Origin of the sequence: Aeromicrobium panaciterrae (genome assembly GCF_031457275.1) — a bacterium.
Lineage (GTDB): Bacteria > Actinomycetota > Actinomycetes > Propionibacteriales > Nocardioidaceae > Aeromicrobium > Aeromicrobium panaciterrae_A.
Genome location: NZ_JAVDWH010000001.1, coordinates 2,318,984 through 2,343,362 on the forward strand (window position 1 = coordinate 2,318,984; position 24,379 = coordinate 2,343,362).

Here is a 24,379-nt window from a genome sequence, read left to right on the forward strand (position 1 = left end):
AGTGAGTGGGCAAGTTCTGAAAGGATGCTGGCATGACCTCTGAGCGCATCTCCCAGTTCAGGAACGGCCGCTACACGTTCGACGTGATCGACAGCGGTCCCTTGGACGGCACTCCCGTAGTCCTCCTTCATGGCTTCCCGCAGCGCGCTGCCGCCTGGAACACCGTCGCCAGCCACCTGCACGAACGCGGACTGCGGACGTACGCACCCGATCAGCGGGGCTACTCCCCCGGCGCCCGACCGCGTACCCGCTGGGGCTACCGCGCCTCGCAGCTACGCAATGACATCCTCGCCCTGATCTCGGACATTGGCGGACCCGTACACCTGGTCGGCCACGACTGGGGCTCGACCGTCGGCTGGGCCGTATCCGCCCACTCGCCTCAGCTCGTCTCCACGTACACGGCCGTCTCAGTCGGACACCCAGCGGCGTTCCTCCGCTCGATGCTGAGCAGCAATCAGCTGCTGAAGTCGTACTACATGGCTCTGTTCCAGTTGCCTGTCGTTCCCGAGCTAGTGCTGAAGCAGAAGTCGCCGGTGGCCGCCAAAGGGCTGCGCAACGCGGGGATGACTCAGGAGATGGTCGAAACCTATCGGTCCGACATCCTTGACTACGGCGCTCTTACCGGAGGGATCGGTTGGTATCGCGGGCTTCTGTTCCCGCCGATCGGTGACATCGGAGGCAAGGTCTCCGTACCGACAACGATGGTCTGGAGCGACGACGACGTTGCACTCGGGCGCAAGGGCATCGACCTCACGGAGCGCTACGTGACCGGCCCCTATGAGCTCGACGTCTACAAGGACCACACGCACTGGCTGCTCGACGAGGCACCAGAACGGCTTGCCGCGAGCATTGCCAAGCGCATCGGCGTGTAGTCAGTCCGGCGCTGGTGCGAGGTGTGCATGCACCAGTGAGACCGCGCCCGCTCCCTCGCCGCTCGCTGATGCCACTCGCTTCATCGAGCCGGAGCGGATGTCGCCTGCGGCGAAGATGCCAGGGACCGTTGTCTCCAAGGGCGCCGGCGGAAGGCCGTCGACCCACAGCTTCTTGGGCACGTCGCGACCCGTGAGGATGAACCCGTTCTCGTCGCGCGCCACCTCCTCGGGCAGCCAGTCGCAACCTGGCTCTGCGCCGAGCAGCAGGAACAGCCCGTCAGCAGCCAGGCGTTCGACACCATCGGTTTCCAGATCGATCCACTCCAGGCGCCCGTCGCCGCCACCATCGACGATGCGCGAGCCCGTGCGCACCTTGATCGTGCGGTGCGTCGCTATCTCATCTACGAGATACGCCGACATCGTCTCCTCAAGGGCCCGGCGACGAACGATGATGGTGACGCTACGCGCGAAGCGGGCGAGGTGAATCGCTGCCTGACCTGACGAGTTGCCACCGCCGACCACGAAGACATCGCGACCTTCCATCTCGCGAGCAACGCTTGTCGCGGCGCCGTAGTGCACGCCGAGCCCGACCAAATCCTCAAGCGCAGGCACGCCAAGGCGCCGGTAGCGCACGCCACATGCAATAAGCACCGAGCGAGCCCGTATGACGCCGTCCTCGTGCGCCACCTTGTGCACGTCCCCGACGGTGAGCCCCTCGACCGGGCGGCCCGTATAGATGCGGGCACCGAAACGGGTCGCTTGGAGTCGGGCGCGGAAGGCAAGGCGCATACCTGAGATCCCACGCGGGAAGCCGAGGTAGTTGCGGATCATCGAGCTGGTGCCGGCCTGTCCGCCCACCGCTTCCGACTCGAACACGATCGTTTGCAAGCCCTCGGATGCGCCATAGACCGCCGCGGCGAGACCCGCCGGTCCTGAGCCGATGACGACCAGGTCCGCGACATAGTCGTCGCCGAGATCTGCAGGCGACCCATAGAACGAGCTGGCGACTAGATGCTCGTTCGCACCGACGAGCGGCGGGCGCGCGAACGCCTTCACGATCGGCAGTTCGGCACCCTCACCAGCCTCGGCGAGCAGCTCACGCCCGACCTCGCTGTCTGGCAGGTAGCGAGACCACGGAACGCCCATCCGGTCGAGGAAGTCGCGGATGCCAGCAACGGCGGGCTGGTTGCCGTCTTCGACGATGCGCACGCCAACAACCTCTGGCGTGGACGTTGTGGTCGCCCATTCGGACAGATATTCAGCGATCGCGGTGTGGAACTCCTCGTCGCGCGGTCCCTGCGGGATGAGCAAATACGTGTCGAGTCGACCCACGGCGAGCGCCGGCCGCAATTCTTCGAGAGACGCCTGGAACGAACTGAAGGGCGTGAGCACGATGCGACGGCTACTCGGTGACACATTGCGCAGGACGTCGAGCACGTCGACTGCGTCGATGTCGAGGTCAAAGTCGACGCAGATCAGCGCTATTGGTTGACCTTCGACGATGACGGACGCTGCATAGTCAGTGACGGTGAGGACATCGGTCACGACGCGGATGTCGTAGTCGCGTGCGTACCGGCTCGAGAACTCGTCGGTGAGCACCGCACGGCTCGTCTCCGTCACGACGAGCAGGATCACCGGCTTCGGTCGCGGTGTCTCGGTCATAGCGAGAAACTACCCGACCCTAGGCTGACTCCATGACCACTCAGCCGACCATCGGTGCCCGAGACCTGATCGCCTTCGCATGCGAGCTCGTGATGCTCGTCCTGCTCGTCGCCGCTGGCCACGGCATGGCGTCGGGTTGGCGCGGCTGGGCGCTCGGCATATTTCTGGCATTCGTCGCGATTGGCATCTGGTCGCAATGGATGGCCCCGACCTCGGCTCGCCGTTTGTCCAACCCGCAACGGTTCATCGCGCAGGTCATGTTGTTCGCCACCACCGCCCTGTATGCCGCAGCCGGCGGCCTGGCCTGGTGGGGCATCGGCTTCGCTGTCTTCGCAACCGCCGCATTTGCATCCCGCGTACGCACTGATCCCTAGAGCGGCAATCGGCGAACGCTGCGGAACTCTCGCAAATCACCATCGAGCGGGTCGGTGAAGGACAGTTCTGCGGCGAGCAGCTGCAACGGGTGGTTGAAGTCATCGACCTCGATGTCCTGCACAACCGGGTAGAGCGGGTCATTGACGATCGGGATGCCCAGATCGTTGAGGTGTTTGCGCAGCTGGTGGGTGCGGCCGGTACGAGGCGTGAGCTTGTAGACGCCCAGAGCGGCTGACTCGGACTCCAGCTCGATCAAAGTCTCGGCGTTGACGTGGGCTCCCGGAACGACCTCGACCTGCCACGAACCACGACGCTTCACGATGTGATTGCCAACGGTGACCGGCAACTCGAGGTCTTCGCGGATCGGCGCCAGAGCCTTGTACGTCTTGCTGACCTGGTTGTCCTGGAACAGCGTCTGATAACTCCCCCGCCAGCGCCGCTCCGTCGCGAGCATCAGCAGGCCCGACGTCACGCGATCAAGCCGATGTAGCGGCGAGAGTTCGGGCAGATCGAGCTCGTCGCGCAGACGTACGACCACGCTCTGGCGCACATGCCGACCGCGCGGGATCGACGACAGGAAGGCGGGCTTGTCGACGACGATCAGCCGCTCATCGCGATGGACGATGTGGATCTCGCCCGGTACGTCGACCTCGTCGACCAGATCGCGGTGGAACCACACGAACGTATGCGGCTCGTATGGATGATCCCCGGCGACTGGTTTGCCGTCGTCATAGACAAAGCGCTGGTCAGCCAGCATTCCGTCGATGTCGACTCGCTCCGGCAGGCGGTGACGGAGCCACTCGCCCATCGTCTTCCACGGAACATCGGGCGAACGGTCAGGTGTACGAAGCCATGCCGCACCAAGCCCGTGTCGCGGCGGCAACGGTGAACGAGGAGGCACTCAGGCCATCAAGTCAGGGTTGAAGACCCGCACCGTCGACGGCGGATCCTTCGCCAGGCGTGCAGCCGAAGGCCGAGGACGCTGCATCATCTCGCCACCACAGTTGGGGCAAGCGCCGAGGATCGTGGCGCAATCGCGACACCAGGTGCATTCGTACGTGCAGATCATGACGTCGGTCGACATCGGATCGAGGTCAACATCGCACCGCTCGCAGTTAGGACGCAGCTCAAGCATCGGGCGGGCCTTCGGCGAGGAGCTTCTCGAAACCAGCTTCGTCCAGAATCGGACGACCGAGTTCCTCAGCTTTGTCGGCCTTTGATCCGGCGTTTTCTCCGACGACGACGAAGTCGGTCTTCTTGGACACCGAGCCGGACGCCTTGCCCCCGCGGCTGATGATCGCCTCCTTGACGGAGTCACGCGTGAACCGCTCCAGCGAACCCGTGACGACGATCGTCAGCCCCTCGAGCGTGCGGACGATGGACTCGTCACGCTCGTCCCGCATGCGTACGCCGGCAGCAGCCCACTGATCGACGATCGCGCGATGCCAGTCGACCTCGAACCACTCGACCACGGCGTCGGCGATGGTCGGACCAACACCTTCGGCCGCACCGAGCTGCTCGGCACTCGCATCGCGGATGACCTGCAGGTCGGCGAACTGGGTCGCCAACGCCCGGGCAGCCGTAGGACCGACGTGCCGGATCGACAGCGCGACGAGCACACGCCACAACGGCTGACTCTTGGCCTTCTCGAGGTTGTCGAGCAGCGCGATGCCGTTGGCGCTCAGCACCCGGTCGCCTTCCTCGCCCTTCTTAGCCGCGCGCGTGTAGAGCGGAACCCGGAGCAGCTGCTCCTCGTCGAGACTGAACAGACCGCCCTCATCAACGAGTACGCCGGCATCGAGCAGCGCGATTGCGCCCTCCCAACCAAACACCTCGATGTCGAACGCGCCGCGACCACCGACGTGAGTCAGGCGCTCACGAAGCTGCGACGGGCACGTACGCGTGTTGGGGCAGCGGATGTCCTTGTCGCCCTCGCGTGACGGTGCGAGCTTGGTGCCGCAGGCCGGGCAATCGGTCGGCATGACGAACTCGCGCTCGCTGCCATCGCGCAGCGCGACGACGGGACCCACGATCTCGGGAATGACGTCCCCCGCCTTGCGGAGCACCACCATGTCGCCGATCAGAACACCCTTGCGCTTGACCTCGTGCTGGTTGTGCAGCGTGGCCATCTCGACGGTCGACCCAGCGACCCGAATGGGCTCCATGACGCCGTAGGGGGTGACTCTTCCGGTGCGGCCAACGTTGACGCGGATATCGAGAAGACGAGTGTTGACCTCTTCGGGTGGGTACTTCCACGCGATCGCCCAGCGCGGCGCACGCGACGTCGAACCGAGTCGGCCCTGCAGATCAACCTGGTCGACCTTGACCACGACGCCGTCGATCTCATGGATGACGTCGTGGCGGTGCTCGCCGTAGTAGTCGATGAATTCCTCGACGGCCTTGAGGTCAGGCAAGACCTTGAAGCGATCGCTGGTGGGCAGACCCCAAGCTTTGAGCGCTTCGTACGCATCGCTCTGCCTGCTGGGTGTGAACCCTTCGCGGTAGCCGATGCCGTGACACACCATCGACAGCGGCCGGCTCGCCGTCACGGACGCGTCCTTCATCCGAAGCGTGCCGGCAGCCGCGTTGCGGGGATTGGAAAACGGGGTGTTGCCCGCCTCGCCCCATGCCTTGTTGAACTCCTCGAACGCCTCGGTCGGGAAGAACACCTCGCCGCGTACCTCGACGTATGCAGGGATCGGATGAGTCTTGGAGGCTTTGAGCTTGTGCGGGATGACGCCGATCGTGCGGACGTTGTTGGTGACGTCCTCGCCAACGCGACCGTCACCGCGTGTGACGCCGCGGGTCAACACACCGTCTTCGTACGTCAGCGAGATCGCGAGCCCATCGACCTTGAGCTCACAGAGGAACTCGGCGTTGTTGACGCCTTCGCGCAGGATGCGGGCGTGCCAGGCCTCGAGCTCGGGGATGCTGAACGCGTTGTCGAGGCTCATCAACCGTTCGCGGTGCTCGTAGGCCTCGAAAGTCGACGAAATCATGCCGCCGACCTGCTGCGTCGGCGAATCAGGGGTACGCAGCTCAGGCAGCTGCTCCTCGAGGTTCTGGAGCTCGCGGATCAGCGCGTCGTATTCACCGTCAGAGATCGTCGGCGCATCGTCTCGGTGATAGCGCTGCCGATGCTCCTCGATGACCTCGGCAAGCTCCTTGTGTCGCTGCCGCAGCTCGTCGTCGGTCGCCATGGGTCGACTTTATCGCCCGGCTCCGACACTCGCGCTGCGGTCGACTTCGGCCTAGCGTGGGCCAGGCAGGGAGGGAGTTCCCATGGCAATGCGATACCCCAATCCGTACCGCGACACCTATCTCACCGTTGCCGCCATCCTGATCGTCGGTGGTGTCATCGCCATCCTGGCGCGTGACAACGGCTGGTCGGGCTCGGGTTTCGTCACGACGTTCTGGTCGATCATCGCGATCGTGCTCGGGCTGCTGTGCCTCAAGAAAGGAGTACGCGGCTAGGCGTCGAGACGGTCGGCCACGGCGCGCGAAAGTGTGAGAGCGCGGCGCGCCCAGTCCGGCGATGCGCCGGCCATGCCGCAGGTCGGGCTCACCACGAGTCGGTCGGCGTATGTCTCGTCGGCGAAGCCGAGCCGGCTGAAGAATGTGTCGATTCGTCCTGCGATCTCGGTGTCGCTGACGCGCGCATCGAGCGACGGCACAGCACCGACCCACAGGTCGATGCCCTGCTCGAACGCTTCGGCCCATTCATCCTCGGGCTTGGCCAAACCGAGGTCGAACGAGATGGCGGTGAACCCCGCGCCAGCGAGCAATGCGATCGGTACGTCGGGTGCGCACGAGTGCAGAACGGGTCGCGCTCCGGCATCCGTGATCGAGCGGGTGATCATGCGAAGCAGCTCATCGGCTTCAGGGGGCTGCACGCTGCGGTGACGTCCGAATCCGCTCGCCGTCGGGATGCCGCCCGTCATCACGGCAACGATCGAAGGCTCGTCGATCTGCACGATCAGGTCTGCACCACTAAAGCGACGTCGTACGTCGAGCACATGCGTACGGAGTCCTTCGGCGAGTGACTCGGCGATCTCCCGGCGAGCACCGTGGTCGGCGAGCATCTTGTCGCCGCGCGGACGCTCCACCATTGCCGCGACCGTCAGCGGACCGGCGACTTGGACCTTGATCGGTCCCGTATGTCCCGCAGCGAGCTCTTCGGCGCCGTCGAGGTCTTGTGCGAGCAGCGATCGGGCACGACGGAGGTCGGCACCTTCGCTGGTACCGAGTCGCCAACCATCAGGCTGCAGGTCAGCTTCTATGCCCTCGAGCACCGAAAGCGCGCGGCCGATCATCCCGGCGTGCACGCCTCTGGCGGGAAGCTCGGGAACGTATGGCAATCCGCCGACCTCACCGAGAACGATGCGAAACGACTCCGCAAAGTCAGTGCCGGGCATCGAGCCGATGCCGGTGGCGAGACTCACGCGGAGACGCGGCGGTCGGTACGGCTGATCGTGGCTGAGCCGACGACGCGGGTGCCGTCATAGATGACACAGGCCTGACCAGGCGCGATGCCGCTCGCAGGATCGTGGAGCTCAACGCGAACATCGGCGCCGTCGACGAACACGGTCGCCCGGTGCTCTTCACCATGCGCGCGGAGCTGGACCGTGCACTCGAGCGACTCGGTCGGCGCGGCGCCACACCAAAGCGGCTTGATGGCTTCGAGGAAGTCCACGCTCAGGTGCTCACGCGGTCCAACCGTCACCGTGCCGCTGACGGGCTCGATGTCGAGTACGAAGCGTGGCTTGCCATCGTCGGCCGGAATACCGAGGCGAAGGCCGCGACGCTGGCCGATCGTGAACGCGTACGAACCTTCGTGCTCACCTACGACCGCTCCGGCCTCGTCGACGATCGTGCCGGGCTTGGCGCCGAGCTTCTCGCCGAGCCAGCCGGCGTTGTCGCCGTCGGGGATGAAGCAGATGTCGTGGCTGTCGGGCTTCTGCGCGACCTGAATGTTGCGGGCTGCAGCCTCGACACGAATGACGTCCTTGGTGGTGTCGCCGAGTGGGAACAGCGAGTGCGCAAGCTGCTCCTGGGTCAGCACGCCGAGCACGTACGACTGGTCCTTGCCCATGTCGATCGCGCGATGCATCTCGATCGTGCCGTCATCAGCGGTACGCAGTTGCGCGTAGTGACCCGTCGCCACGGCGTCGAAGCCGAGCGCCAACGCGCGGTCGAGGACGGCGGCGAACTTGATCTTCTCGTTGCAGCGCAGGCACGGGTTGGGGGTACGACCGGCGGTGTATTCGGCGATGAAATCGTCGACGACCTCGTCGGCGAACTCCTCGCTCATGTCCCACACGTAGAACGGGACACCGAGCTCGTCGGCGGCGCGGCGAGCATCGCCGGCGTCCTCGATTGAGCAGCAACCACGAGCACCGGTCCGGTATGAGCGCGGGTTGCGGCTCAGCGCGAGGTGTACGCCCGTGACATCGTGACCTGCGTCGACAGCACGCGCTGCGGCGACGGCGGAGTCGACACCGCCCGACATTGCCGCGATGACCCTCATGACGTCGTCCGTACGAGGGCAGCGCGCTTGGCGCGTTCGTGAACGGCCGGCAGCGCAGCGATCAAAGCGTCGACATCGGCTTCGGTCGAGGTGTGGCCAAGGCTGAAGCGAAGCGATCCGCGGGCAGCGACGTCGTCGTAGCCCATTGCGAGGAGAACGTGGCTCGGCTGCGGCACTCCGGCATCACATGCCGAACCGGTGGAGCACTCGATGCCCTGAGCATCGAGCAGCATGAGCATCGCGTCGCCCTCGCAACCCGGGAAGGTCACGTGCGCGATGTTCGGCAGTCGGTGATCCGGGCCCGACAGCGGGTCGCCGTTGATGATCGCGTCGGGCACGACGTTGCGGATGCCGTCGATGAGTCGCTGCCGGAGCTTCTCGATGCGGTCGACGGTCTCGCCCTGGCGCCCGACGGTGATGTCGACGGCCTTGGCGAACGCGGCGATCAGCGCGACGCCGATCGTGCCGGAACGGAGATCGCGCTCCTGGCCGCCACCGTGCAGAAGCGGAGTCGGCTCGACCTCGCGGCGGATCAGCAGGGCGCCAACTCCCACAGGGCCGCCGAGCTTGTGCGCGGTGATCGTCATGGCGTCGAGGCCGCTCGCGGTGAAGTCGAGTGGCAGGTAACCAGCAGCCTGCACGGCGTCGCTGTGAACGGGGATGTCGTACTTACGGGCGATGTCGACAACCTCGGCGATCGGCTGGACGGTGCCCATCTCGTTGTTGGCCCACATCATCGTGATCGCGGCGACCTGCGACGGTGCAGCAGCCACGCTTGCGCGGAGCTCGTCGACCAGGATTCGGCCTGCCCCATCGACGGGAGTCATGTCGATCTCGGCACCCTCGTGCTTCGCGAGCCAGGTGACTGGGTCAAGCAGCGCATGGTGCTCGATCGAGCTGAAGACGACACGGTTGCGGGCCGGATCCTGCGCCTGCCGTGACCAGTAGAGACCCTTGATCGCGAGATTGTTGGCCTCGGTGCCGCCGGAGCAGAACACGACTTCGCTCGGTCGCGCGCCGAACCGCTCAGCGATCAGCTCGCGGGCTTCCTCGACGGTACGGCGGGCGGCACGGCCAGAGGCGTGGAGCGATGACGCGTTGCCCGTACGGGCAAGCTCTTCGGCCATTACGGCGATCGCCTCGGGGACCATCGGTGTGGTGGCCGCGTGGTCGAGGTACGTCGTGCGTCCAGACTGGTTCATCGCTCAACAATCTTATCCCGGCGCGACTAGGCTCCGCGCCCGGTGACTGAGGCGACAGCTCGTACGAGATCGGCAGCCGCAGTGGTCAGATCGGCGGGCTTCGTGGAACGTCCGAAGGTGAACCGTACGGCGGTCTGTGCGACTTCCGCGTCGTAACCCATTGCAGTGAGCACGTGCGAGGGTTCATCGCTTCCGGCAGCGCAGGCCGAGCCACTCGAGCAGACGATGCCGCGGGATTCGAGCTCGACGAGGATCGCCTCGCCACTCGTACCTGGGAACACGAACGATGCACTGCCGGGCAGCCGTTGCGTCGGATGCCCCGTGAGCTGAGCGCCGGGAACCTTCTCCAACACGTCTCGGATGAAGTCGTCGCGCTTGGCGATCGTCGACAACGGCGATCCGCCAGCCGACCGAAGCGCCGTGGACATGCCAACGGCGGATGCCACGTTCTCCGTTCCGGAGCGGCGTCCAGACTCCTGTCCCCCGCCGTGAATCAGCGGTTCGAACGGAGTGCGCCGCTGGATGTAGAGCACGCCAATCCCCTTGGGGGCACCGATCTTGTGTCCCGAGATGCTCATGGCTTGCACGCCGAGCTTGGTGACATCGAGGTCGAGCCAGCCTGCGGCCTGCACCGCATCCGTGTGGAACGGTACGTCGCCCGCGATCGCGACGAGCTCGGCGATCGGCTGGATCGAGCCGACTTCGTTGTTCGCGTACTGGATGCTCACCAGCGTCGTGTCCGGGCGCAACGCTGCCGCGAGAGTTTCGGGCGCGACGACTCCCTCGTGATCGACGTCGAGCACCGTGACGTCGTAGCCGATCCGGCCCAGCCATTCGGCTGACGCCAGTACCGCGGGATGTTCGATCGACGAGACGATGATGTGCTTGCCGCGGGGTGCGGCGAGGGCGATGCCCTTGATCGCGGCGTTGTCGGACTCGGTGCCGCCAGAGGTGAACGTGATCTCCGATGCCTTGGCACCCAGCACCTCGGCAACGTCGGCGCGAGCCTGGTCGAGCGCACGACGGGCGGCATCGCCCACCTCGTGGTGACTCGACGGGTTGCCGTACTCCGTGCTCAAGTACGGCCACATCGCTTCAAGAACTTCCCGTGACAAGGGAGTCGTGGCGGCCTCGTCGAGATAAATCATGTGACCTTGATGTCCAGCCCAAGATCGAGCGCGCGGACGCTGTGGGTCAGCGCACCTACCGAGATGACATCGACGCCGGTCGCCGCAACATCCTTGATTGTCTCGAGGGTGATGCCGCCGCTCGCCTCGACCAGTGCCCGATCGCCGATCTGCGCCACGCCCGCACGCAGCTCGTCGAGCGAGAAGTTGTCGAGCATGATCGTGTGCGCGGCACCGGAGGCGAGGACTGCGTCGATTTGCTCAAGACGATCGACCTCGACCTCGATGTGCGTCGTGTGCGGCAGATCAGCCTTCGCCTGCTTGAGAGCAGCCGTGATGTCGTCGATGACGGCGAGATGGTTGTCCTTGGCCATCACGGCATCCGAGAGCGAGTAGCGGTGGTTGTGGCCGCCGCCGCACCGTACGGCGTGACGCTCCAGCGCACGCAGTCCCGGCGTCGTCTTGCGAGTGTCGACCACGCGAGCGTTCGTTCCCGCGACGGCGTCGACGTACGTCGCCGTGAGCGTCGCGATGCCAGTCATCCGCTGGACGAGGTTGAGTGCAACCCGCTCGGACTGCAGAACCGCTCGAGCCGGACCGCTGACGGTTGCCAACACCGCGCCCTTGTCGAACGTGTCGCCGTCAGCCGCATGAAGCGTCACCGAGACCGTCGAGTCAAGCGTCGTCATGGCGACCTCAAACACTTCGGCACCGGCGAAGACTCCGGGCTCTCGCGCCACGAGGTCGGCCGTCGCCTTCGCCGTCACCGGTACGAGCGTCTGCGACGTGAGGTCACCGAACGGCGCATCCTCGTCGAGCGCCATGTCGACGACGGACTGAATCTGGCGGAGTTCAAGCATGGGACACCACCGAGGAGTGACGCGCCTGAGCGGGATCGGTCTCGGGGAAGTCGGTCCTGTAGTGGCCGCCCCGCGACTCCTTGCGGGCCAAAGCGCTCGTCACCACCGCGCGTGCGACGACAAGGAGGTTGGCATCCTCAGCCGACTTGGCGTCGTTGACGGTCGGCGCCTTGCAACGCTTGAGCTCGGCAATCGCAGCTTCCAGGTCAGGGCCATTGCGTGCCAGTCCGGCCGCATCCCACATCAATCGCTGCAGGTCAGTGCGGTTGACGTCGTCTGCTTCGGGGTCGTCAAGAAGGTCGACGGTGATCGGCGCCGGCCACTCGTCGTCGAACGCGACGACAGGCTGCGGATCCTTGAGCCCCTCGATCACCCGGGTGCCGTAGACGGCGCCCTCAAGCAGCGAATTGGACGCGAGACGGTTGGCGCCGTGGAGGCCGTTGCAGGCTGCCTCGCCGACTGCGTACAGACCGGACAAGGACGTACGTCCCCACTCATCCGTACGGATGCCGCCCATGTAGTAGTGAGCAGCTGGTGTCACCGGGATCGGCACCTCGCCCCAGTCGAAGCCCTGCGCACGGCAGGCCGCGTCGATGTTGGGGAATCGCTTGGCCAGGAACTCGGCCCCCAGTGCAGTCGCGTCGAGTCGTACGGGCTTGCCAGGCTGTTTGGCCATTTGCATCGCGATGCCGCGAGCCACCACGTCACGCGGCGCGAGCTCGCCGTCGGGATGCACGTCAAACATGAAGCGATTGCCGTCGGCGTCGATCAGCGTGGCGCCCTCTCCACGTACGGCTTCGGACACCAGGAAGTTGCCCGGGGCATCCAGCGACGTGGGGTGGAATTGGTAGAACTCCAGATCCGCAGCGACGACTCCGGCTCGTAGAGCCATACCGAGACCATCAGCCGTCGCGATCGCGGGATTGGTCGAGTACGGGAACAGCTGTCCCGCGCCACCCGTGGCCAAGATGACGTGATCGGCGCGGAGCTCCTCGCCGCCAAGCAACATGACCCCGACGCAGCGGTCGTCTTCGATGAGCAGGTCAACCACGGTCGTCTGGGTACGAACGCTGATGTCGCTCTCGCGTACGCGGTCGATCAGCGCGTAGGCGATGCCCGCACCAGTCGCGTCGCCTCCAGCGTGCAGGATGCGCGGATAGTCGTGAGCCGCTTCGAGTCCGTGCGAGAGCTCGCCGTCGTGACGGTCGAACTTCACCCCACGCTCGATCAGTTCATCCATCGCGGCCGGGCCCTCGGCGCACAGGATGCCGACGGTGTCCTTGTCGGACAGGCCCGCGCCCGCGACCAGGGTGTTGGCGACATGGGACTCGACGGTGTCACCAAGCTTGGGTGCACCGGGGTCCTTCATGTTGTCGATGACGACAGCCACGCCGCCCTGCGCGTATCGGGTGTTGCTCTGCGCAAGCGTCGCCTTGGTCAACAGCGTGACGTCGTATGAGCCGACTGCCTCAAGGGCAGCCGTCATACCGGCGACACCGCTGCCGACGACGATGATGCTGGGCATCTCAGTCTCCGATCACAGGTGCGGCTTTGGGGAGCGCCGAGAGCATCCGCTCGAGGGCGACCTTGGCGTACGTCGCGGTATCACCGTCGACGATGATCTCGTTGCGGATCTCGCCCTCGACCAGACCGTCCAGAGTCCAGGCGAGATAGCCGGGATGGATGCGATACATCGTCGAGCACGGGCACACGACCGGGTCGAGGCAGAAGATCGTACGGTCGGGGTACTCCGCGGCGAGGCGGTTGACCATGTTGACCTCGGTGCCGATCGCGATCGTGTCGCCAGGCTGTGACGCCTCAACAAATTTGCGGATCGCGTCTGTCGAGCCTGATGCGTCAGCGGCATCAACGACCGGCATCGGCGCCTCGGGGTGGACGATGATCTTGACGCCCGGGAACTCCTCGCGGGCCTTCTTGATCTGGCCCACTGTGAAGCGCTTGTGCACTGAGCAGAAGCCGTGCCACAGGAGCACCTTGGCGTCGAGCAGCACCTCTTCGGTGTGTCCGCCGAGCGGCTTGCGCGGGTTCCACATGGGCATCTGATCCATCGTGATGCCCATGGCCTTGGCCGTGTTGCGGCCGAGGTGTTGGTCGGGGAAGAACAGCACGCGCTGTCCGCGCTCGAAGGCCCATTCCAGGACTGTCGACGCGTTGGACGACGTGCAGACGATGCCGCCGTTGCGTCCGCAGAACGCCTTCAGCGCTGCCGAGGAGTTCATGTAGGTCACCGGGATGACGGGCTGCTTGCCGTCGGCATCAGGCTCGCTGCCGTAGATGTCCATGAGCTCTTCCCAGCAGGCCTCGACGGTGTCTTCGTCGGCCATGTCGGCCATCGAGCAGCCGGCGGCGAGGTTGGGCAGGATGACGTGCTGCTCGGGACGGGCCAGGATGTCGGCGGTCTCGGCCATGAAGTGCACGCCGCAGAACACGATCGCCTCGGCGTCGGGCATTGTCAGGGCGGCGTTGGCGAGCTGGAATGAGTCACCGACGAAGTCGGCGTGCTGAATGACCTCATCGCGCTGGTAGAAGTGCCCCAGAATCACGAGCTTGTTGCCAAGCGTCTCCTTGGCGGCACGGATGCGCGCGTGGAGCTCGTCGTCGCTCATCTTTTGGTACGCCGCGGGCAGCTGCCCGGGACGTACGACGGGCTCGGGAATGACATCGTCCTCGGAGCACCCGGGACCGTAGCCGGGGATCGTGTCGAATTCCCACGGTCCCTTGACCAGCTCGACGTCGCAGCTCGCTGCTGGGTCGGCGGTGATGATGTCGTGGACGGAGGTCATCTGCGCTCCTCGGGAAGCGGGGTTGGCGCGCCAGCCGTGAATCGGAACAGCGCTGGTGGACGAAAGCTGGTGCCTTGGAGATAGGTGCCCGTGGCGACGAGCGTGTCGCTGGCGAGTGCCTGGCGGCGGAAGTTGGCGGGATCGAGAGACGTACGCAGCACGGCTTCGTGCACCGCGCGCAGCTCCGCGAGCGTGAACTCAGGCGGGAGGAACCCGTAGGCGATGGGCGTGTAGGTGATCTTGGCGCGCAGGCGAGCCAGCGCGTACGTGACGATCTCGGAGTGATCGAAGGCCAGCGGCGGAAGCTCGTCAGCGACGAACCACTCGACGTTCTCGCCGTCGACAGCGCGGGCGACCTCGTCGGGCTGCACGAGCGCCCAGTAGACGATCGACACAACGCGATCGTCGGGCGAGCGGTCAAGGCTTCCGAAGGCGTAGAGCTGCTCGAGGTAGTTGGGCGTCAATCCAGTCGTACGTTCGAGCGTGTGTCGCGCGCTTGCGGCGAGGTCCTCGTTCGCTTCGAGCGGTCCCCCGGGCAATGCCCACTGACCCTCGTACGGCTCACGGATGCGGCGCACGAGCGGCAACCACAGCGTCATCAGACCCGTAGAAGGGTGCGGACGCAGCGCGAAGATCACGGTGGAGACGGCCAGCGATACCCGCTGATCGACCTGCATTCCGATCGTCATTCTGCGCCTCCTGACTTAGTGTCACCTCGACTCTAAGCCGGACCTTAAAGTCATGTCAACCTTTAGTCGGAGATTTCGTGTCACCTCCATGAGGCACGATGAAGACGTGGATCTCCAGATACGCCAGCTGACCGACGCCGACATGAAGCAGGCGATGCGCCTGGGTTCCGAGAGCTTCGGCAATCCCCCGACTCCTGACGAGGATCTGCCATCGTCGACTCGCGAGGGTCGCGAGTGGTTCGGCGCCTTCGACGGCGACCTCTTGGTCGCTCAGGCGATCAACCGCGAGTTCCATTCATGGTTCGGCGGCGTCGCCATACCCACGGCTGGCGTTGCCTTCGTTGGTGTGACGGCCGAATACCGCGGCCGCGGGATAGTCCGCCCACTCCTCGAAGCCGTTCTCGCCTCCGCGGTCGATCGCGGCTCTGTGGTCTCGGCCCTGTTTCCGACAGCACCCCGCGTCTACCGCGGGCTCGGCTACGAGCGGATCACCGATCTGATTTTCGCCACCATCCCCACCAGCGCACTCTCTGGACTCCCCCAGTCGTCAACCACCACGCGCCGCGCCACGGTCGATGACCTGGCCGCGATCCGCGAGATCTACGACGCTTGGTCAAGCGAGCAAAACGGCCCCCTGACCAGGACCAGCCCATCCATGGGCGGCATCGTCGACGCCGACGGCCTGGCCGCCTACTCCGGCATCACGCTGGCGGTCGACAGCAACGGCACCGTCACCGGCTACGCCGCCTGGAATCGCGGCGAGGGCTATGAGGCGGACGCCAAGATCGAGGTCGCCGACCTGATCGCCCGCAACGCCGACGCCTATGCGGCCCTTCTAAACATGCTCGGAACCTTTGCTGGGGTGGCACCGACCACCTCGATCCGAACCTCAGGAGACGATCCCGTACGCCTGCTGCTGCCAACCTCGCATTGGCAGATCACCGCCTCGACGCCCTACATGCTCAGCATCCTTCAGGTCGACAAGGCGCTGTCGCTGCGGTCCTATCCTCGGGCGATCACTGCAGAACTGCCGTTCAGCGTCGATGGTGATCGCTACTCACTCTCCCTCGACGCCGGTACCGGCGAGTGTCAACCAACCACACACAAGGACACCCGCGAACTCACGCCTCAGGGGCTCGCCGCGCTCTACGCCGGCGCCCAGTCGTGCGCTAACCTGCGCAGCACGAGCCAACTCACGGGTGGCGAGATCGCCGACGACGAGACCTGGGACGCCGCTTTCGGTGGACGCCAGGTGCACATCCGCGACTACTTCTAGCCCTGTGCGGCAGGTCACACAATGGCCGGCTTGCATGTCGATGGAACGATGTCGTACCGTCTGATGGTACGAAACAGTTTCGTTCCATCAAGGAGCCCCGTATGACCCCGGCAGAAGTAGCAGCCGCAGCTCGACCCCGTGTGGAGGGAGAGCGTGAGCAAGAGATTCTCGAAGCCACGCTCGATGTCCTCGCGGACGTCGGCTATGACCGTTTGACGATGGACGCGGTGGCCTCGGCCGCGCGTGCATCCAAGGCAACGCTCTACCGCCGCTGGGAGACGAAGGCAAGCCTCGTTCTCGAGGCAGTCCTCGCCCAGAAGGGGCCGATTGGCGAAGCACCCGAGACCGGCTCATTGCGAGGCGACCTCATCGCTTCGTATTGCGGTCACGGCGGTCTGACAGACGAGCGCTCGCTTGCGGTGTTCGGCAGTGTCATCACCGCGCTGACTCGTGACGCCGAGTTCGCAGCAGGCTTCCGCGAGCTGTTCGTCGGCCCCAAGGTTGAGGCCACTCGCGTCCTGTTTGAACGGGCCGAGGAACGCGGCGAGATCCGCGACGACCTCGATCTCGACATTGTCGGCCCTGCACTTGCCGCCATCGTCATGCATCGCCAGTTCTTCCTGGGTCAACCAGCCACAACCGAATCCATCACCAAGGTCATCGACCAGGTGATCCTCCCCGCAGTTCTCAAACCTTCAACCCCCAAGGACGCTTCATGACAACCACCATCGCGGTCGAGGATCAGCCCTCGACCTCCAACGAGAAGCTGGGATGGGCGCTCGTCGTCATCTGCATGGCCCAGCTCATGGTCGTGCTCGACAGCACGATCGCCAACATCGCACTCCCCTACATCGGTCACGACCTCGACATCACGCAGAACAACCTCCAGTGGATCGTCACGGGCTACGCCCTAGCGTTCGGTGGCCTGCTCCTGCTGGGTGGCCGCCTCGCTGACCTCTACGGACGCCGCCGAATCTTCATGCTCGGCCTCGTCTTGTTCTCGTTCGCATCGGCTCTGGGCGGTCTCGCCCAGAACGAAGCGATGCTGCTCGGCTCGCGTGGTCTGCAGGGAGTCGGTGCCGCCATGGCCGCTCCCGCTGCCCTCGCACTGATCTCGACGACGTTCCCCGCCGGTCCCCTGCGCAACCGCGCATTCTCCGTGTACGCAGCGCTGTCCGGCGTTGGCGCAGCCATCGGCCTGATCCTCGGCGGCTGGCTGACTGGCCTGGAGGTCAGCGGCCTCGAAGGATGGCGCCTGACCTTCCTGATCAACGTCCCGATCGGCCTGTTCGCAGCGTTCATCGCGCCGCGCTTCCTCAAGGAGAGCGAGCCGCAGCACACCGCCCTCGACATCCCCGGTGCAGTGTCCGGCACGCTCGGCCTCACCTCGCTGGTCTACGGACTGTCGCGCGCCGGCGACTCCCGCTACGGCTGGGGTGACTCGGTCACGATCGGCACACTGGTCGCCGCCGTGGTCCTGCTCGTCGCCTTCGTCCAGATCGAGCGCACTGTGAAGAACCCGCTCCTGCCGCTCAGCATCTTCGCCAGCCGGGCCCGCGCCACGGCACTCGTGTCGATGATGATCACGCCTGCAGCAATGTTCGCCATGTTCTTCTTCCTGTCCCTGATGGTCCAGAACGTGATGGGCTACAGCTCCCTGCGTACGGGCTTCGCGTTCCTGCCGTTCACCTTCGGCATGATCGCCGGCGCCACGATTTCGTCGAAGCTGATTGCCAAGGTCGACCCGAGGTGGCTCGCTGGTACGGGAACCATCCTCGCCGGTATGGCACTGTTCGCGTTCTCTCGCATCACCGTTGACGACAGCCCGGCCACCCTGGCCAGCCTCGCCGCCAACGGCGGATTTGCCGGCAACGACATCAACTACTGGACCGCGATTGCTCCCTGGGTCGTCCTGATGTCGTTCGGTATGGGTCTGACGTTCGTCTCGATGATGCTGGTTGCCGTGCACGGCATCCCGGATGAGGACTCGGGCATCGGCTCCGGCGTGCTCAACACGATGCAGCAGGTCGGTGGCGCCATCGGCCTCGCCGCTCTCTCGACGATCGCCGTGCACTTCACCCGCGAGCGGGCTGCGGACATCTCGGCATCGATGTCCGGTGGCGGAGGCACTCCGTCGGCTGATGTGCAGCAGCGCATCAGTGACCTGGTTGGTCAGAGCGCCTTTACGTCGGGTGCGACACACGCCTTCCTGGTCGGTGCATTCATGATTTGGACTGCCTCGGCAATCGTCTGGATCTTCCTGAACGTGAAGCACCACGAGCTGGTCGACGAGGAAGCGCCCGAGGGCGTCGTCGTCTGACTAGTTCTTCCAAGTGGCCGCAGCTTCCCTACCGGAAGTTGCGGCCGCTGTGTTTTGCGGGGATGGCGGAGGCGGCCTGTGGGTAGACCGTCTCGATGCGCTCGAGCTTGTCGGCGACCAGATTGGTCACTCCCTCATAGCGCTCAAGGGTGCCGCGAATGATCATCCCGGCCGCATTGCGGCCAACCCTGCGATAGCGCTTCCACAGCGCCTCCGAGCACACGACGTTGAGCATGCCGGTCTCGTCCTCGATGTTGAGGAAGGTCACTCCCACTGCTGTGGCCGGTCGCTGACGGTGGGTGATGAGTCCGCCGACCTTGACCCGACGCCCTGCCTCGGCCTTGGCCAGACCCGCGACGGAGTAGATGCCCTCACTCTCCAGCAGCGGCCTCAGGTGCTCAATCGGGTGGGTCTCGGGCGAGATACGGGTGGCCCAGAGGTCTGCCATCGTCAACTCGACATCGCTCATACCGGGCAACGTTGGTGGCGGCAGAGTGACAGAAGTGCCCTCAAGCTGGTCGGAACGCTCGGCATAACCGGCATTCCAGAGCGCCTGCCGGCGACTGATGCCAAAGCCGTCGAATGCTCCGGCTGTCGCCAGTGACTCCATCTGGGCGACGGTCAGCTCCGCCCGGCGCGCGACATCTGCCATGTCAGCAAAAGGACGCTCGGCACGTACGGAGACGATGCGCTCGGCAATCTCGGTGCCGAGTCCTTGCACCTCGTCGAGCCCCAGGCGTACGGCAAAGGCGCCATCGCGTCGGTGCTCAGGCGTCGGATCGGCCGTGCCGCGTATGAACCGCGGCACCGGATCCTGGACACGTTCGAGGCAGACGTCTTGACCGGTTGGCCCCGTGGCTCCGAGTTCGAGGTCAGCCACGGCTCTGGAGTGCACGATGTCAGGACGCAGGATCTTCACTCCGTGGTGGCGAGCATCGGTGACCAGCGACTGCGGTGAATAGAACCCCATCGGCTGATTGCGCAGCAGCGCCGCCAGGAACGCACCGGGATAGTGCAGCTTGAGCCATGAGCTGGCATAGACCAGCAGGGCAAAGCTCAGGGCGTGGCTCTCGGCGAAGCCGAAGTTGGCAAAGGACTGGATCTTGAGATAGATCACGTCGGACTCTTCCTCGCTGAGCCCATGCCTCGCCATACCGTCGTAGAGCTTCTCGCGCAGTGACTCAATGCGTTCGATGCCTCGCTTGGAACCCATCGCCCGGCGCAGCAGGTCGGCCTCATCACCGGTGCAGTCGCCGATCGCGATCGCCATCTGCATCAGCTGCTCCTGGAACAGCGGCACGCCCTTGGTGCGCTCCAGCACCGGCTCGAGGATCGGGTGCGGGTAGGTCACCTCCTCCTTGCCGGTGGCTCGACGTATGTAGGGGTGCACCGCGCCACCCTGGATCGGACCTGGGCGGATCAGCGCGATCTCGATCGCCAGGTCGTAGTAGGAGCGCGGTTGCAGGCGCGGGAGTGTGCCGATCTGGGCACGGCTCTCAACCTGGAACACACCAATCGAGTCGGCGCGACACAACATGTCGTAGACCGCTGCCTCTTCCTTGGGGATCGTGTCGAGCGTCAACTCCTCCCCCAGGTGCTCGGCGACGATCTCGAGGGTGTGGTTGAGCGCGCCGAGCATGCCGAGGCCGAGCAGATCGAACTTGACCAGTCCCATCCACTCGCACGCGTCCTTGTCCCACTGCAGGACTGTGCGGTCCTTCATACGGCCGCGCTCGATGGGACACACCTCGCCGATGGGCCGCTCGGTCAGGATCATCCCGCCCGAGTGGATGCCGAGATGGCGTGGCGCCTTGATCAGCTGATTGGCCAGATCGACGACCTGTTTTGGCACCTCCGAGGTCTCGCCGGCCGAGATCGAGCTCCACCCGTCGATCTGCTTGGACCAGGCGTCCTGTTGACCTGTTGAGTAGCCGAGCGCCTTGGCGGCATCACGGACAGCCGAGCGAGGTCGATAGCTGATGACGTTTGCGACCTGTGCCGCGTTGTGGCGACCGTAGGTCTCGTAGACCCACTGGATGACCTCCTCGCGCCGGGCTGAGTCGAAGTCGACGTCAATGTCGGGCTCCTCCTCACGGGTCGTGGCGAGAAAACGCTCGAAGGGCAGGTTGTAGAAGATTGAGTCGACTGCGGTGATGCCCAGCGCGTAGCAAAGCGCTGAGTTGGCTGACGAGCCTCGGCCCTGGCACAGGATCTTGCGCCGCTTGGCCTCCTTGACGATGTCGTGAACGATCAGGAAGTAGCCCGGGAAGTCCTTCTCCTCGATCACTGCAAGCTCCCGCTCGATGCGTTCACGCGCCTTGTCGATGTTGTGCGCGTAGCGCGTACGTATGCCTCGATCGGCCAGCTCGCGCAGCCAGCTCATCGCAGTGTGGCCCTCGGGTATGCCGCGGCGCGGTAGTCGCGGTGTCGCCGCCCGTAGGTCGAACGCGACCTCGTCGGCGATCCTGACGCTGTGCTGCACGGCGCCGGGGTAGCGGGCAAAACGTCGCTGCATCTCCGCTCCCGATCGCAGGTGCGCCGAGCTCGACGTCGGCAGCCAGCCGTCCATGTCTGCCAGGCTGCGCCGCGCACGTACGGCGGCGGTTGCCGCAGCGAGCTGATGAGTTGCCGGCTTGGCGTAGTGGACGTTGTTGGTTGCCACGATCGGTAGCCCGTGATCGGCAGCAAGGGCTGCGAGCGCGTCATTGATGGCGCTGTCAGTCGGGAACCCATGGTCGATCAGCTCGACGACGACATTGTCGTGACCGAACATCGCCGTCAGTCGATCGAGTTCCTTGGCGGCTGCCTCACGCCCCCCACCTGCGAGGGCTTGGCGTACGGAACCCTTGCGGCAGCCCGTCAGCACCAACCAGTGGTCACGCCCCATCTCGGCGAGCTCGTCGAGGTCGTAGACCGGACGCCCCTTCTCGTCGCCACGGAAGTGCGCTTCGGTCATGGCACCAGCGAGCCGGTGATAGCCCTCGACCCCGCGTGCCAGCACCAACAGGTGACTGCCCTCGGGATCAGCGACACCGTTCTGCGGACCGCTCAGTCCCAGCGAGAGCTCGGCCCCATAGATCGTGAGCAATTGCTCAGACTCATACTTCTGGGCGATCTCGGCAAAGAGCGGCGCCCCGTAGAACCCGTTGTGGTCGGTGATCGCCAGACCGTGCAGTCCCAGGCTGATTGCCTCCTCGACCAACGTATCGGGACCACTCGCACCGTCGAGGAAGCTGAAGTTGCTGTGGCAGTGCAGCTCGGCGTAGGGCACGACCGGTCCATCGGGTCGCCGGATCGTCTCGGTGGGCTCGTACGTGGGGCGCTTGCGCGAGAAGCCCGGCCCGTCGCCACCGTCAGGGACAGGACGATCATTGGGTGTCGTACGACCTGAGAGCCGCCGCTCCAGCTCCCGCCACGGCATGTCCGGATTGGACCAGCCCATCAGTCATATCTCGCTTCAGTCCACCAGGTGCCGTTCTCGACGAGCATCAGCCAGGCGCTGCCGTCGACGCCGACGACCTGGAAGCGGGCCAGCCGACGCGACGAGGCTTCGTCCCACCACTGCTCGTCGACCGGCCACGGGCCTGCCCACGACGCCACGGGCTGCCAGTCGCTGCCTACGGCCGCCCTGAACCGAGCCGGCTCCCCCGTGATCACCCCGCGACCAGTGACCCCGATCGGCTGCCCTTCGGCGCCCACGACCAGAGCCTCATGCGGCTCGGTATAGACGGTTGCCGGCGCCGGCGGTGGCAGGCTGCCCGGCCACGGCAGTCCCGCGGATCGCTTGGCCACGGCACGTTCACCCCACGGGACCAGCAGCCGCCGCTCGGCAGGACCCCGGCCGCCCTGCACCGATGCCGACACCACCGACTCATGGCCGACGATGCTCTGCACTCTTGCGACTCCGCGCTCCACTCGCTCGTCGGGTCCACCGCCAAACAGGCTGTCGGCATGGTCGCCGAGCGGCTCAGTGACTTCGGGGATCAGTCGTACGGCATCGACGGGTGCGCGTACGGCACCATCGGCCTGCAGCTGCCAACGGACCCGGTCGATCAGATCGGTGGCACCGAACCAACGCGGATGCATCCAGCGCCGAGCCGTCGCCAACGAGCCATCGGCATCGACCTCGATCAGCACTGTCGTGCAGACCAGACCATGGGCAGCGAGATCTTTGACGAAGCCCTCGGCGGTGGTGCGCAGGCTGAACGCGATCGGCTCGATCAGCTCGAGGGGTGGCTCCAGCAGCAGCGTCGCGTCGAACTCCGGCGGCACCTGCCGACTTCCGACAGGCAGCGGGTCGAGCCCACGAGCCAGCCGGTGCAGCAACTCCCCATGCGTACCGAATCGCGTATGTACGTCAGCGGCGGGCAGCCCAGCAAAGTCACCGAGGGTCTGCAGACCCATACGTCGCAGCAGTCCGACGAGATCGGCATCGTCGAGGGCGTCAATCGGGAGGTCGCGCAGGAAGTGCGCCGAACCACCTCGCGGGATCGCGAGACTGTCCTGCGCCAACGCCCGGCGAGCAGCCAGCTCAGCGGCAAACAATCCGTCGGCGATGCCGATGCGTACGTCCCACACACCGATGCCGACCAACCGCTCGGCGATGACCGCCGCCGCCTCGGCCTCCCCGCCATAGAAGCGACTCGGCACCCGCAACGCGCACAATCCCGGCCGCAATGGGGCGACTCCAGGACTCAACGCCTCGATCGCGGTGAGCACCGCCTCAAATCCGCGCGCATCAGCATCGGCGTTGTAGTCGTGCAGCACCAGGCCAGGGCAGCGCGACTGGGCATCGCGGCGACGCATGCCACGGCGTACGCCCTCCGCGCGTGCCGCCTGGGAGCAGGCCAGCACCTGCCCCTTGTCGAGCACCGCAGCAGGCTGCGAAGGCGGCAGGTCTGCCGCAACGATCGGCCAGTCCGGTGCCCACATCACCATGGTCCGCGGCATCAGCTGACGCTCCTGAGCACGGTGGGCTTGGCCTCTGACTCAACCCGACGAATCGCGAGATCGGCGTCAGGCAACCAGAGCCGACCCGATCGGGCGGGCGCGGTGCCTCGCTGTACGTCGACCGTCACCTGGCGTGCCTGCAGGTGACCATGCCCCTGCCCCAGCCCACCCCACTGGGCATCGCGCATCGTCAGTCGCGCCTCACATCGCGGCCAGTCGCCCCACGAGATGAGGATTGCCCCGCGTTGACGCAGTCGGGCGCTGAGTCGCGCCACCTCACCGTCGGTGATCGACGAAGGAGCGCGCAGGACCACAACGCCGAGCACGTCGATCAGCGCAGCGGTGACCTCGAGCCAAGCGTCACCCGGATCGGGAACCAGGATCGTACGGCGCAACTCGACACCAGCAGCCGCCGCAGCCTCGAGGCCCAGCTCTGCCGACCCGACGACCCCACACCAGGCTCCATCGGCCGAAGGGCCAGCCATCAGTGCAATCGCCAGGCTCGCCGAATCGACGCCATAGCTCGATCCGGTCTGCAATTGCAGCAGACCGGCGAGCGCAGGATGTGTCGCTACGGGTTGCGAAGCTGGTCGACCCTGCATCTGGTTGACGCGTTCGCGCAGCTCGCTGAGTTTTGAGGATTCAGGGGTCGGCGAGAGGGCAACGGTCATCCATCAATCTTCGAACATCTGTTCGAATGGGTCAACCCGTCAGA

At 65.5% G+C, this 24,379-nt stretch carries 21 protein-coding genes; 6 read left to right on the forward strand and 15 right to left on the reverse strand.

The genetic code is table 11. The features are described 5' to 3' along the window. The first annotated feature begins 32 nt into the window (after positions 1 to 32). A complete protein-coding gene (locus J2X11_RS11860; RefSeq protein WP_309971203.1) occupies positions 33 to 872 on the forward strand; it encodes an alpha/beta fold hydrolase in 840 nt (279 codons plus the stop codon). Here J2X11_RS11860 and J2X11_RS11865 read toward each other — a convergent pair whose 3' ends face one another. Continuing rightward, positions 873 to 2,534 (reverse strand): NAD(P)/FAD-dependent oxidoreductase, encoded by a 1,662-nt coding sequence (locus tag J2X11_RS11865; RefSeq protein ID WP_309971206.1) that lies wholly within the window; start codon positions 2,532 to 2,534, stop codon positions 873 to 875. It lies immediately after the preceding gene. 32 nt (positions 2,535 to 2,566) lie between these two features. On the opposite strand from J2X11_RS11865, the gene J2X11_RS11870 reads away from it, so the two are divergent. Then, positions 2,567 to 2,908 carry a YrdB family protein gene (locus J2X11_RS11870; protein WP_309971209.1) on the forward strand — a complete coding sequence of 114 codons (342 nt, stop codon included), beginning with the start codon at positions 2,567 to 2,569 and terminating at the stop codon, positions 2,906 to 2,908. Here J2X11_RS11870 and J2X11_RS11875 read toward each other — a convergent pair. From J2X11_RS11875 to ligA, 3 genes are all read right to left on the reverse strand, one after another. Then, positions 2,905 to 3,717 carry a pseudouridine synthase gene (locus J2X11_RS11875; RefSeq protein ID WP_309971212.1) on the reverse strand — a complete coding sequence of 271 codons (813 nt, stop codon included), beginning with the start codon at positions 3,715 to 3,717 and terminating at the stop codon, positions 2,905 to 2,907. The genes J2X11_RS11870 and J2X11_RS11875 overlap by 4 nt on opposite strands. A gap of 93 nt (positions 3,718 to 3,810) precedes the next feature. Continuing rightward, positions 3,811 to 4,044: a DUF1272 domain-containing protein gene (locus tag J2X11_RS11880; RefSeq protein WP_309971216.1), complete on the reverse strand. Its 234-nt coding sequence runs from the start codon at positions 4,042 to 4,044 to the stop codon at positions 3,811 to 3,813. Further along, the gene (ligA, locus tag J2X11_RS11885; protein ID WP_309971219.1) at positions 4,037 to 6,109 is read right to left on the reverse strand and encodes an NAD-dependent DNA ligase LigA; all 2,073 of its coding nucleotides are present in this window, start codon (positions 6,107 to 6,109) and stop codon (positions 4,037 to 4,039) included. Before ligA ends, J2X11_RS11880 begins: the two co-directional genes overlap by 8 nt. Positions 6,110 to 6,191: 82 nt before the next feature. On the opposite strand from ligA, the gene J2X11_RS11890 reads away from it, so the two are divergent. After that, positions 6,192 to 6,383 (forward strand): hypothetical protein, encoded by a 192-nt coding sequence (locus tag J2X11_RS11890; RefSeq protein WP_309971222.1) that lies wholly within the window; start codon positions 6,192 to 6,194, stop codon positions 6,381 to 6,383. Here J2X11_RS11890 and J2X11_RS11895 read toward each other — a convergent pair. The 8 genes from J2X11_RS11895 to J2X11_RS11930 are packed head-to-tail and all read right to left on the reverse strand — an operon-like array spanning position 6,380 to position 15,118. Next, a complete protein-coding gene (locus J2X11_RS11895) occupies positions 6,380 to 7,351 on the reverse strand; it encodes a uroporphyrinogen decarboxylase/cobalamine-independent methonine synthase family protein (protein WP_309971226.1) in 972 nt (323 codons plus the stop codon). The genes J2X11_RS11890 and J2X11_RS11895 overlap by 4 nt on opposite strands. Next, a complete protein-coding gene (gene mnmA, locus J2X11_RS11900) occupies positions 7,348 to 8,436 on the reverse strand; it encodes a tRNA 2-thiouridine(34) synthase MnmA (RefSeq protein ID WP_309971229.1) in 1,089 nt (362 codons plus the stop codon). The genes J2X11_RS11895 and mnmA overlap by 4 nt, the downstream gene beginning before the upstream one ends. Continuing rightward, positions 8,433 to 9,638 carry a cysteine desulfurase family protein gene (locus tag J2X11_RS11905; protein WP_309971232.1) on the reverse strand — a complete coding sequence of 402 codons (1,206 nt, stop codon included), beginning with the start codon at positions 9,636 to 9,638 and terminating at the stop codon, positions 8,433 to 8,435. The genes mnmA and J2X11_RS11905 overlap by 4 nt, the downstream gene beginning before the upstream one ends. Before the next feature lie 26 nt (positions 9,639 to 9,664). Further along, positions 9,665 to 10,786 carry a cysteine desulfurase family protein gene (locus J2X11_RS11910; RefSeq protein WP_309971235.1) on the reverse strand — a complete coding sequence of 374 codons (1,122 nt, stop codon included), beginning with the start codon at positions 10,784 to 10,786 and terminating at the stop codon, positions 9,665 to 9,667. Beyond that, positions 10,783 to 11,625: a carboxylating nicotinate-nucleotide diphosphorylase gene (gene nadC, locus J2X11_RS11915; protein ID WP_309971238.1), complete on the reverse strand. Its 843-nt coding sequence runs from the start codon at positions 11,623 to 11,625 to the stop codon at positions 10,783 to 10,785. The genes J2X11_RS11910 and nadC overlap by 4 nt, the downstream gene beginning before the upstream one ends. Next, on the reverse strand, positions 11,618 to 13,150 hold the full coding sequence (nadB, locus tag J2X11_RS11920; RefSeq protein WP_309971241.1) for an L-aspartate oxidase: 1,533 nt from the start codon (positions 13,148 to 13,150) through the stop codon (positions 11,618 to 11,620). The genes nadC and nadB overlap by 8 nt, the downstream gene beginning before the upstream one ends. A gap of 1 nt (position 13,151) precedes the next feature. Next, positions 13,152 to 14,429 (reverse strand): quinolinate synthase NadA, encoded by a 1,278-nt coding sequence (gene nadA / locus J2X11_RS11925; RefSeq protein WP_309971244.1) that lies wholly within the window; start codon positions 14,427 to 14,429, stop codon positions 13,152 to 13,154. Continuing rightward, positions 14,426 to 15,118 carry an NUDIX hydrolase gene (locus J2X11_RS11930; protein ID WP_309971246.1) on the reverse strand — a complete coding sequence of 231 codons (693 nt, stop codon included), beginning with the start codon at positions 15,116 to 15,118 and terminating at the stop codon, positions 14,426 to 14,428. Before J2X11_RS11930 ends, nadA begins: the two co-directional genes overlap by 4 nt. A 106-nt stretch (positions 15,119 to 15,224) precedes the next feature. Between J2X11_RS11930 and J2X11_RS11935 the strand changes: the two genes are divergently transcribed. From J2X11_RS11935 to J2X11_RS11945, 3 genes are all read left to right on the forward strand, one after another. Next, positions 15,225 to 16,394: a GNAT family N-acetyltransferase gene (locus J2X11_RS11935; protein WP_309971249.1), complete on the forward strand. Its 1,170-nt coding sequence runs from the start codon at positions 15,225 to 15,227 to the stop codon at positions 16,392 to 16,394. Between the two features lie 101 nt (positions 16,395 to 16,495). After that, positions 16,496 to 17,113: a TetR/AcrR family transcriptional regulator gene (locus J2X11_RS11940; RefSeq protein ID WP_309971251.1), complete on the forward strand. Its 618-nt coding sequence runs from the start codon at positions 16,496 to 16,498 to the stop codon at positions 17,111 to 17,113. Next, positions 17,110 to 18,714 carry an MFS transporter gene (locus J2X11_RS11945; protein WP_309971254.1) on the forward strand — a complete coding sequence of 535 codons (1,605 nt, stop codon included), beginning with the start codon at positions 17,110 to 17,112 and terminating at the stop codon, positions 18,712 to 18,714. Before J2X11_RS11940 ends, J2X11_RS11945 begins: the two co-directional genes overlap by 4 nt. A gap of 28 nt (positions 18,715 to 18,742) precedes the next feature. On the opposite strand, the gene J2X11_RS11950 is transcribed toward J2X11_RS11945, so the two are convergent. Genes J2X11_RS11950 through J2X11_RS11960 form a run of 3 tightly spaced genes read right to left on the reverse strand, consistent with a single transcriptional unit; the run spans position 18,743 to position 24,335 of the window. Then, a complete protein-coding gene (locus J2X11_RS11950) occupies positions 18,743 to 22,156 on the reverse strand; it encodes an error-prone DNA polymerase (protein ID WP_309971256.1) in 3,414 nt (1,137 codons plus the stop codon). Continuing rightward, positions 22,156 to 23,664, reverse strand: a complete 1,509-nt coding sequence (locus J2X11_RS11955; RefSeq protein WP_309971259.1) for a DNA polymerase Y family protein — start codon at positions 23,662 to 23,664, stop codon at positions 22,156 to 22,158. The genes J2X11_RS11950 and J2X11_RS11955 overlap by 1 nt, the downstream gene beginning before the upstream one ends. Beyond that, positions 23,664 to 24,335 carry a hypothetical protein gene (locus J2X11_RS11960; RefSeq protein ID WP_309971262.1) on the reverse strand — a complete coding sequence of 224 codons (672 nt, stop codon included), beginning with the start codon at positions 24,333 to 24,335 and terminating at the stop codon, positions 23,664 to 23,666. The genes J2X11_RS11955 and J2X11_RS11960 overlap by 1 nt, the downstream gene beginning before the upstream one ends. Positions 24,336 to 24,379 lie beyond the last annotated feature (44 nt).

Excerpts from the sequence above, each read along its gene's own strand:
- J2X11_RS11865 (WP_309971206.1), bottom strand. The coding sequence starts at position 2,534 with ATGACCGAGACACCGCGACCGAAGCCGGTGATCCTGCTCGTCGTGACG.
- J2X11_RS11910 (WP_309971235.1), bottom strand. The coding sequence starts at position 10,786 with ATGATTTATCTCGACGAGGCCGCCACGACTCCCTTGTCACGGGAAGTT.
- J2X11_RS11875 (WP_309971212.1), bottom strand. The coding sequence starts at position 3,717 with ATGGGCGAGTGGCTCCGTCACCGCCTGCCGGAGCGAGTCGACATCGAC.
- mnmA (WP_309971229.1), bottom strand. The coding sequence starts at position 8,436 with ATGAGGGTCATCGCGGCAATGTCGGGCGGTGTCGACTCCGCCGTCGCC.
- nadC (WP_309971238.1), bottom strand. The coding sequence starts at position 11,625 with ATGCTTGAACTCCGCCAGATTCAGTCCGTCGTCGACATGGCGCTCGAC.
- J2X11_RS11940 (WP_309971251.1), top strand. The coding sequence starts at position 16,496 with ATGACCCCGGCAGAAGTAGCAGCCGCAGCTCGACCCCGTGTGGAGGGA.
- J2X11_RS11905 (WP_309971232.1), bottom strand. The coding sequence starts at position 9,638 with ATGAACCAGTCTGGACGCACGACGTACCTCGACCACGCGGCCACCACA.
- J2X11_RS11955 (WP_309971259.1), bottom strand. The coding sequence starts at position 23,664 with ATGCCGCGGACCATGGTGATGTGGGCACCGGACTGGCCGATCGTTGCG.
- J2X11_RS11890 (WP_309971222.1), top strand. The coding sequence starts at position 6,192 with ATGGCAATGCGATACCCCAATCCGTACCGCGACACCTATCTCACCGTT.
- J2X11_RS11930 (WP_309971246.1), bottom strand. The coding sequence starts at position 15,118 with ATGACGATCGGAATGCAGGTCGATCAGCGGGTATCGCTGGCCGTCTCC.
- ligA (WP_309971219.1), bottom strand. The coding sequence starts at position 6,109 with ATGGCGACCGACGACGAGCTGCGGCAGCGACACAAGGAGCTTGCCGAG.
- J2X11_RS11860 (WP_309971203.1), top strand. The coding sequence starts at position 33 with ATGACCTCTGAGCGCATCTCCCAGTTCAGGAACGGCCGCTACACGTTC.
- J2X11_RS11880 (WP_309971216.1), bottom strand. The coding sequence starts at position 4,044 with ATGCTTGAGCTGCGTCCTAACTGCGAGCGGTGCGATGTTGACCTCGAT.
- J2X11_RS11960 (WP_309971262.1), bottom strand. The coding sequence starts at position 24,335 with ATGACCGTTGCCCTCTCGCCGACCCCTGAATCCTCAAAACTCAGCGAG.
- J2X11_RS11870 (WP_309971209.1), top strand. The coding sequence starts at position 2,567 with ATGACCACTCAGCCGACCATCGGTGCCCGAGACCTGATCGCCTTCGCA.
- nadB (WP_309971241.1), bottom strand. The coding sequence starts at position 13,150 with ATGCCCAGCATCATCGTCGTCGGCAGCGGTGTCGCCGGTATGACGGCT.
- nadA (WP_309971244.1), bottom strand. The coding sequence starts at position 14,429 with ATGACCTCCGTCCACGACATCATCACCGCCGACCCAGCAGCGAGCTGC.
- J2X11_RS11950 (WP_309971256.1), bottom strand. The coding sequence starts at position 22,156 with ATGGGCTGGTCCAATCCGGACATGCCGTGGCGGGAGCTGGAGCGGCGG.
- J2X11_RS11945 (WP_309971254.1), top strand. The coding sequence starts at position 17,110 with ATGACAACCACCATCGCGGTCGAGGATCAGCCCTCGACCTCCAACGAG.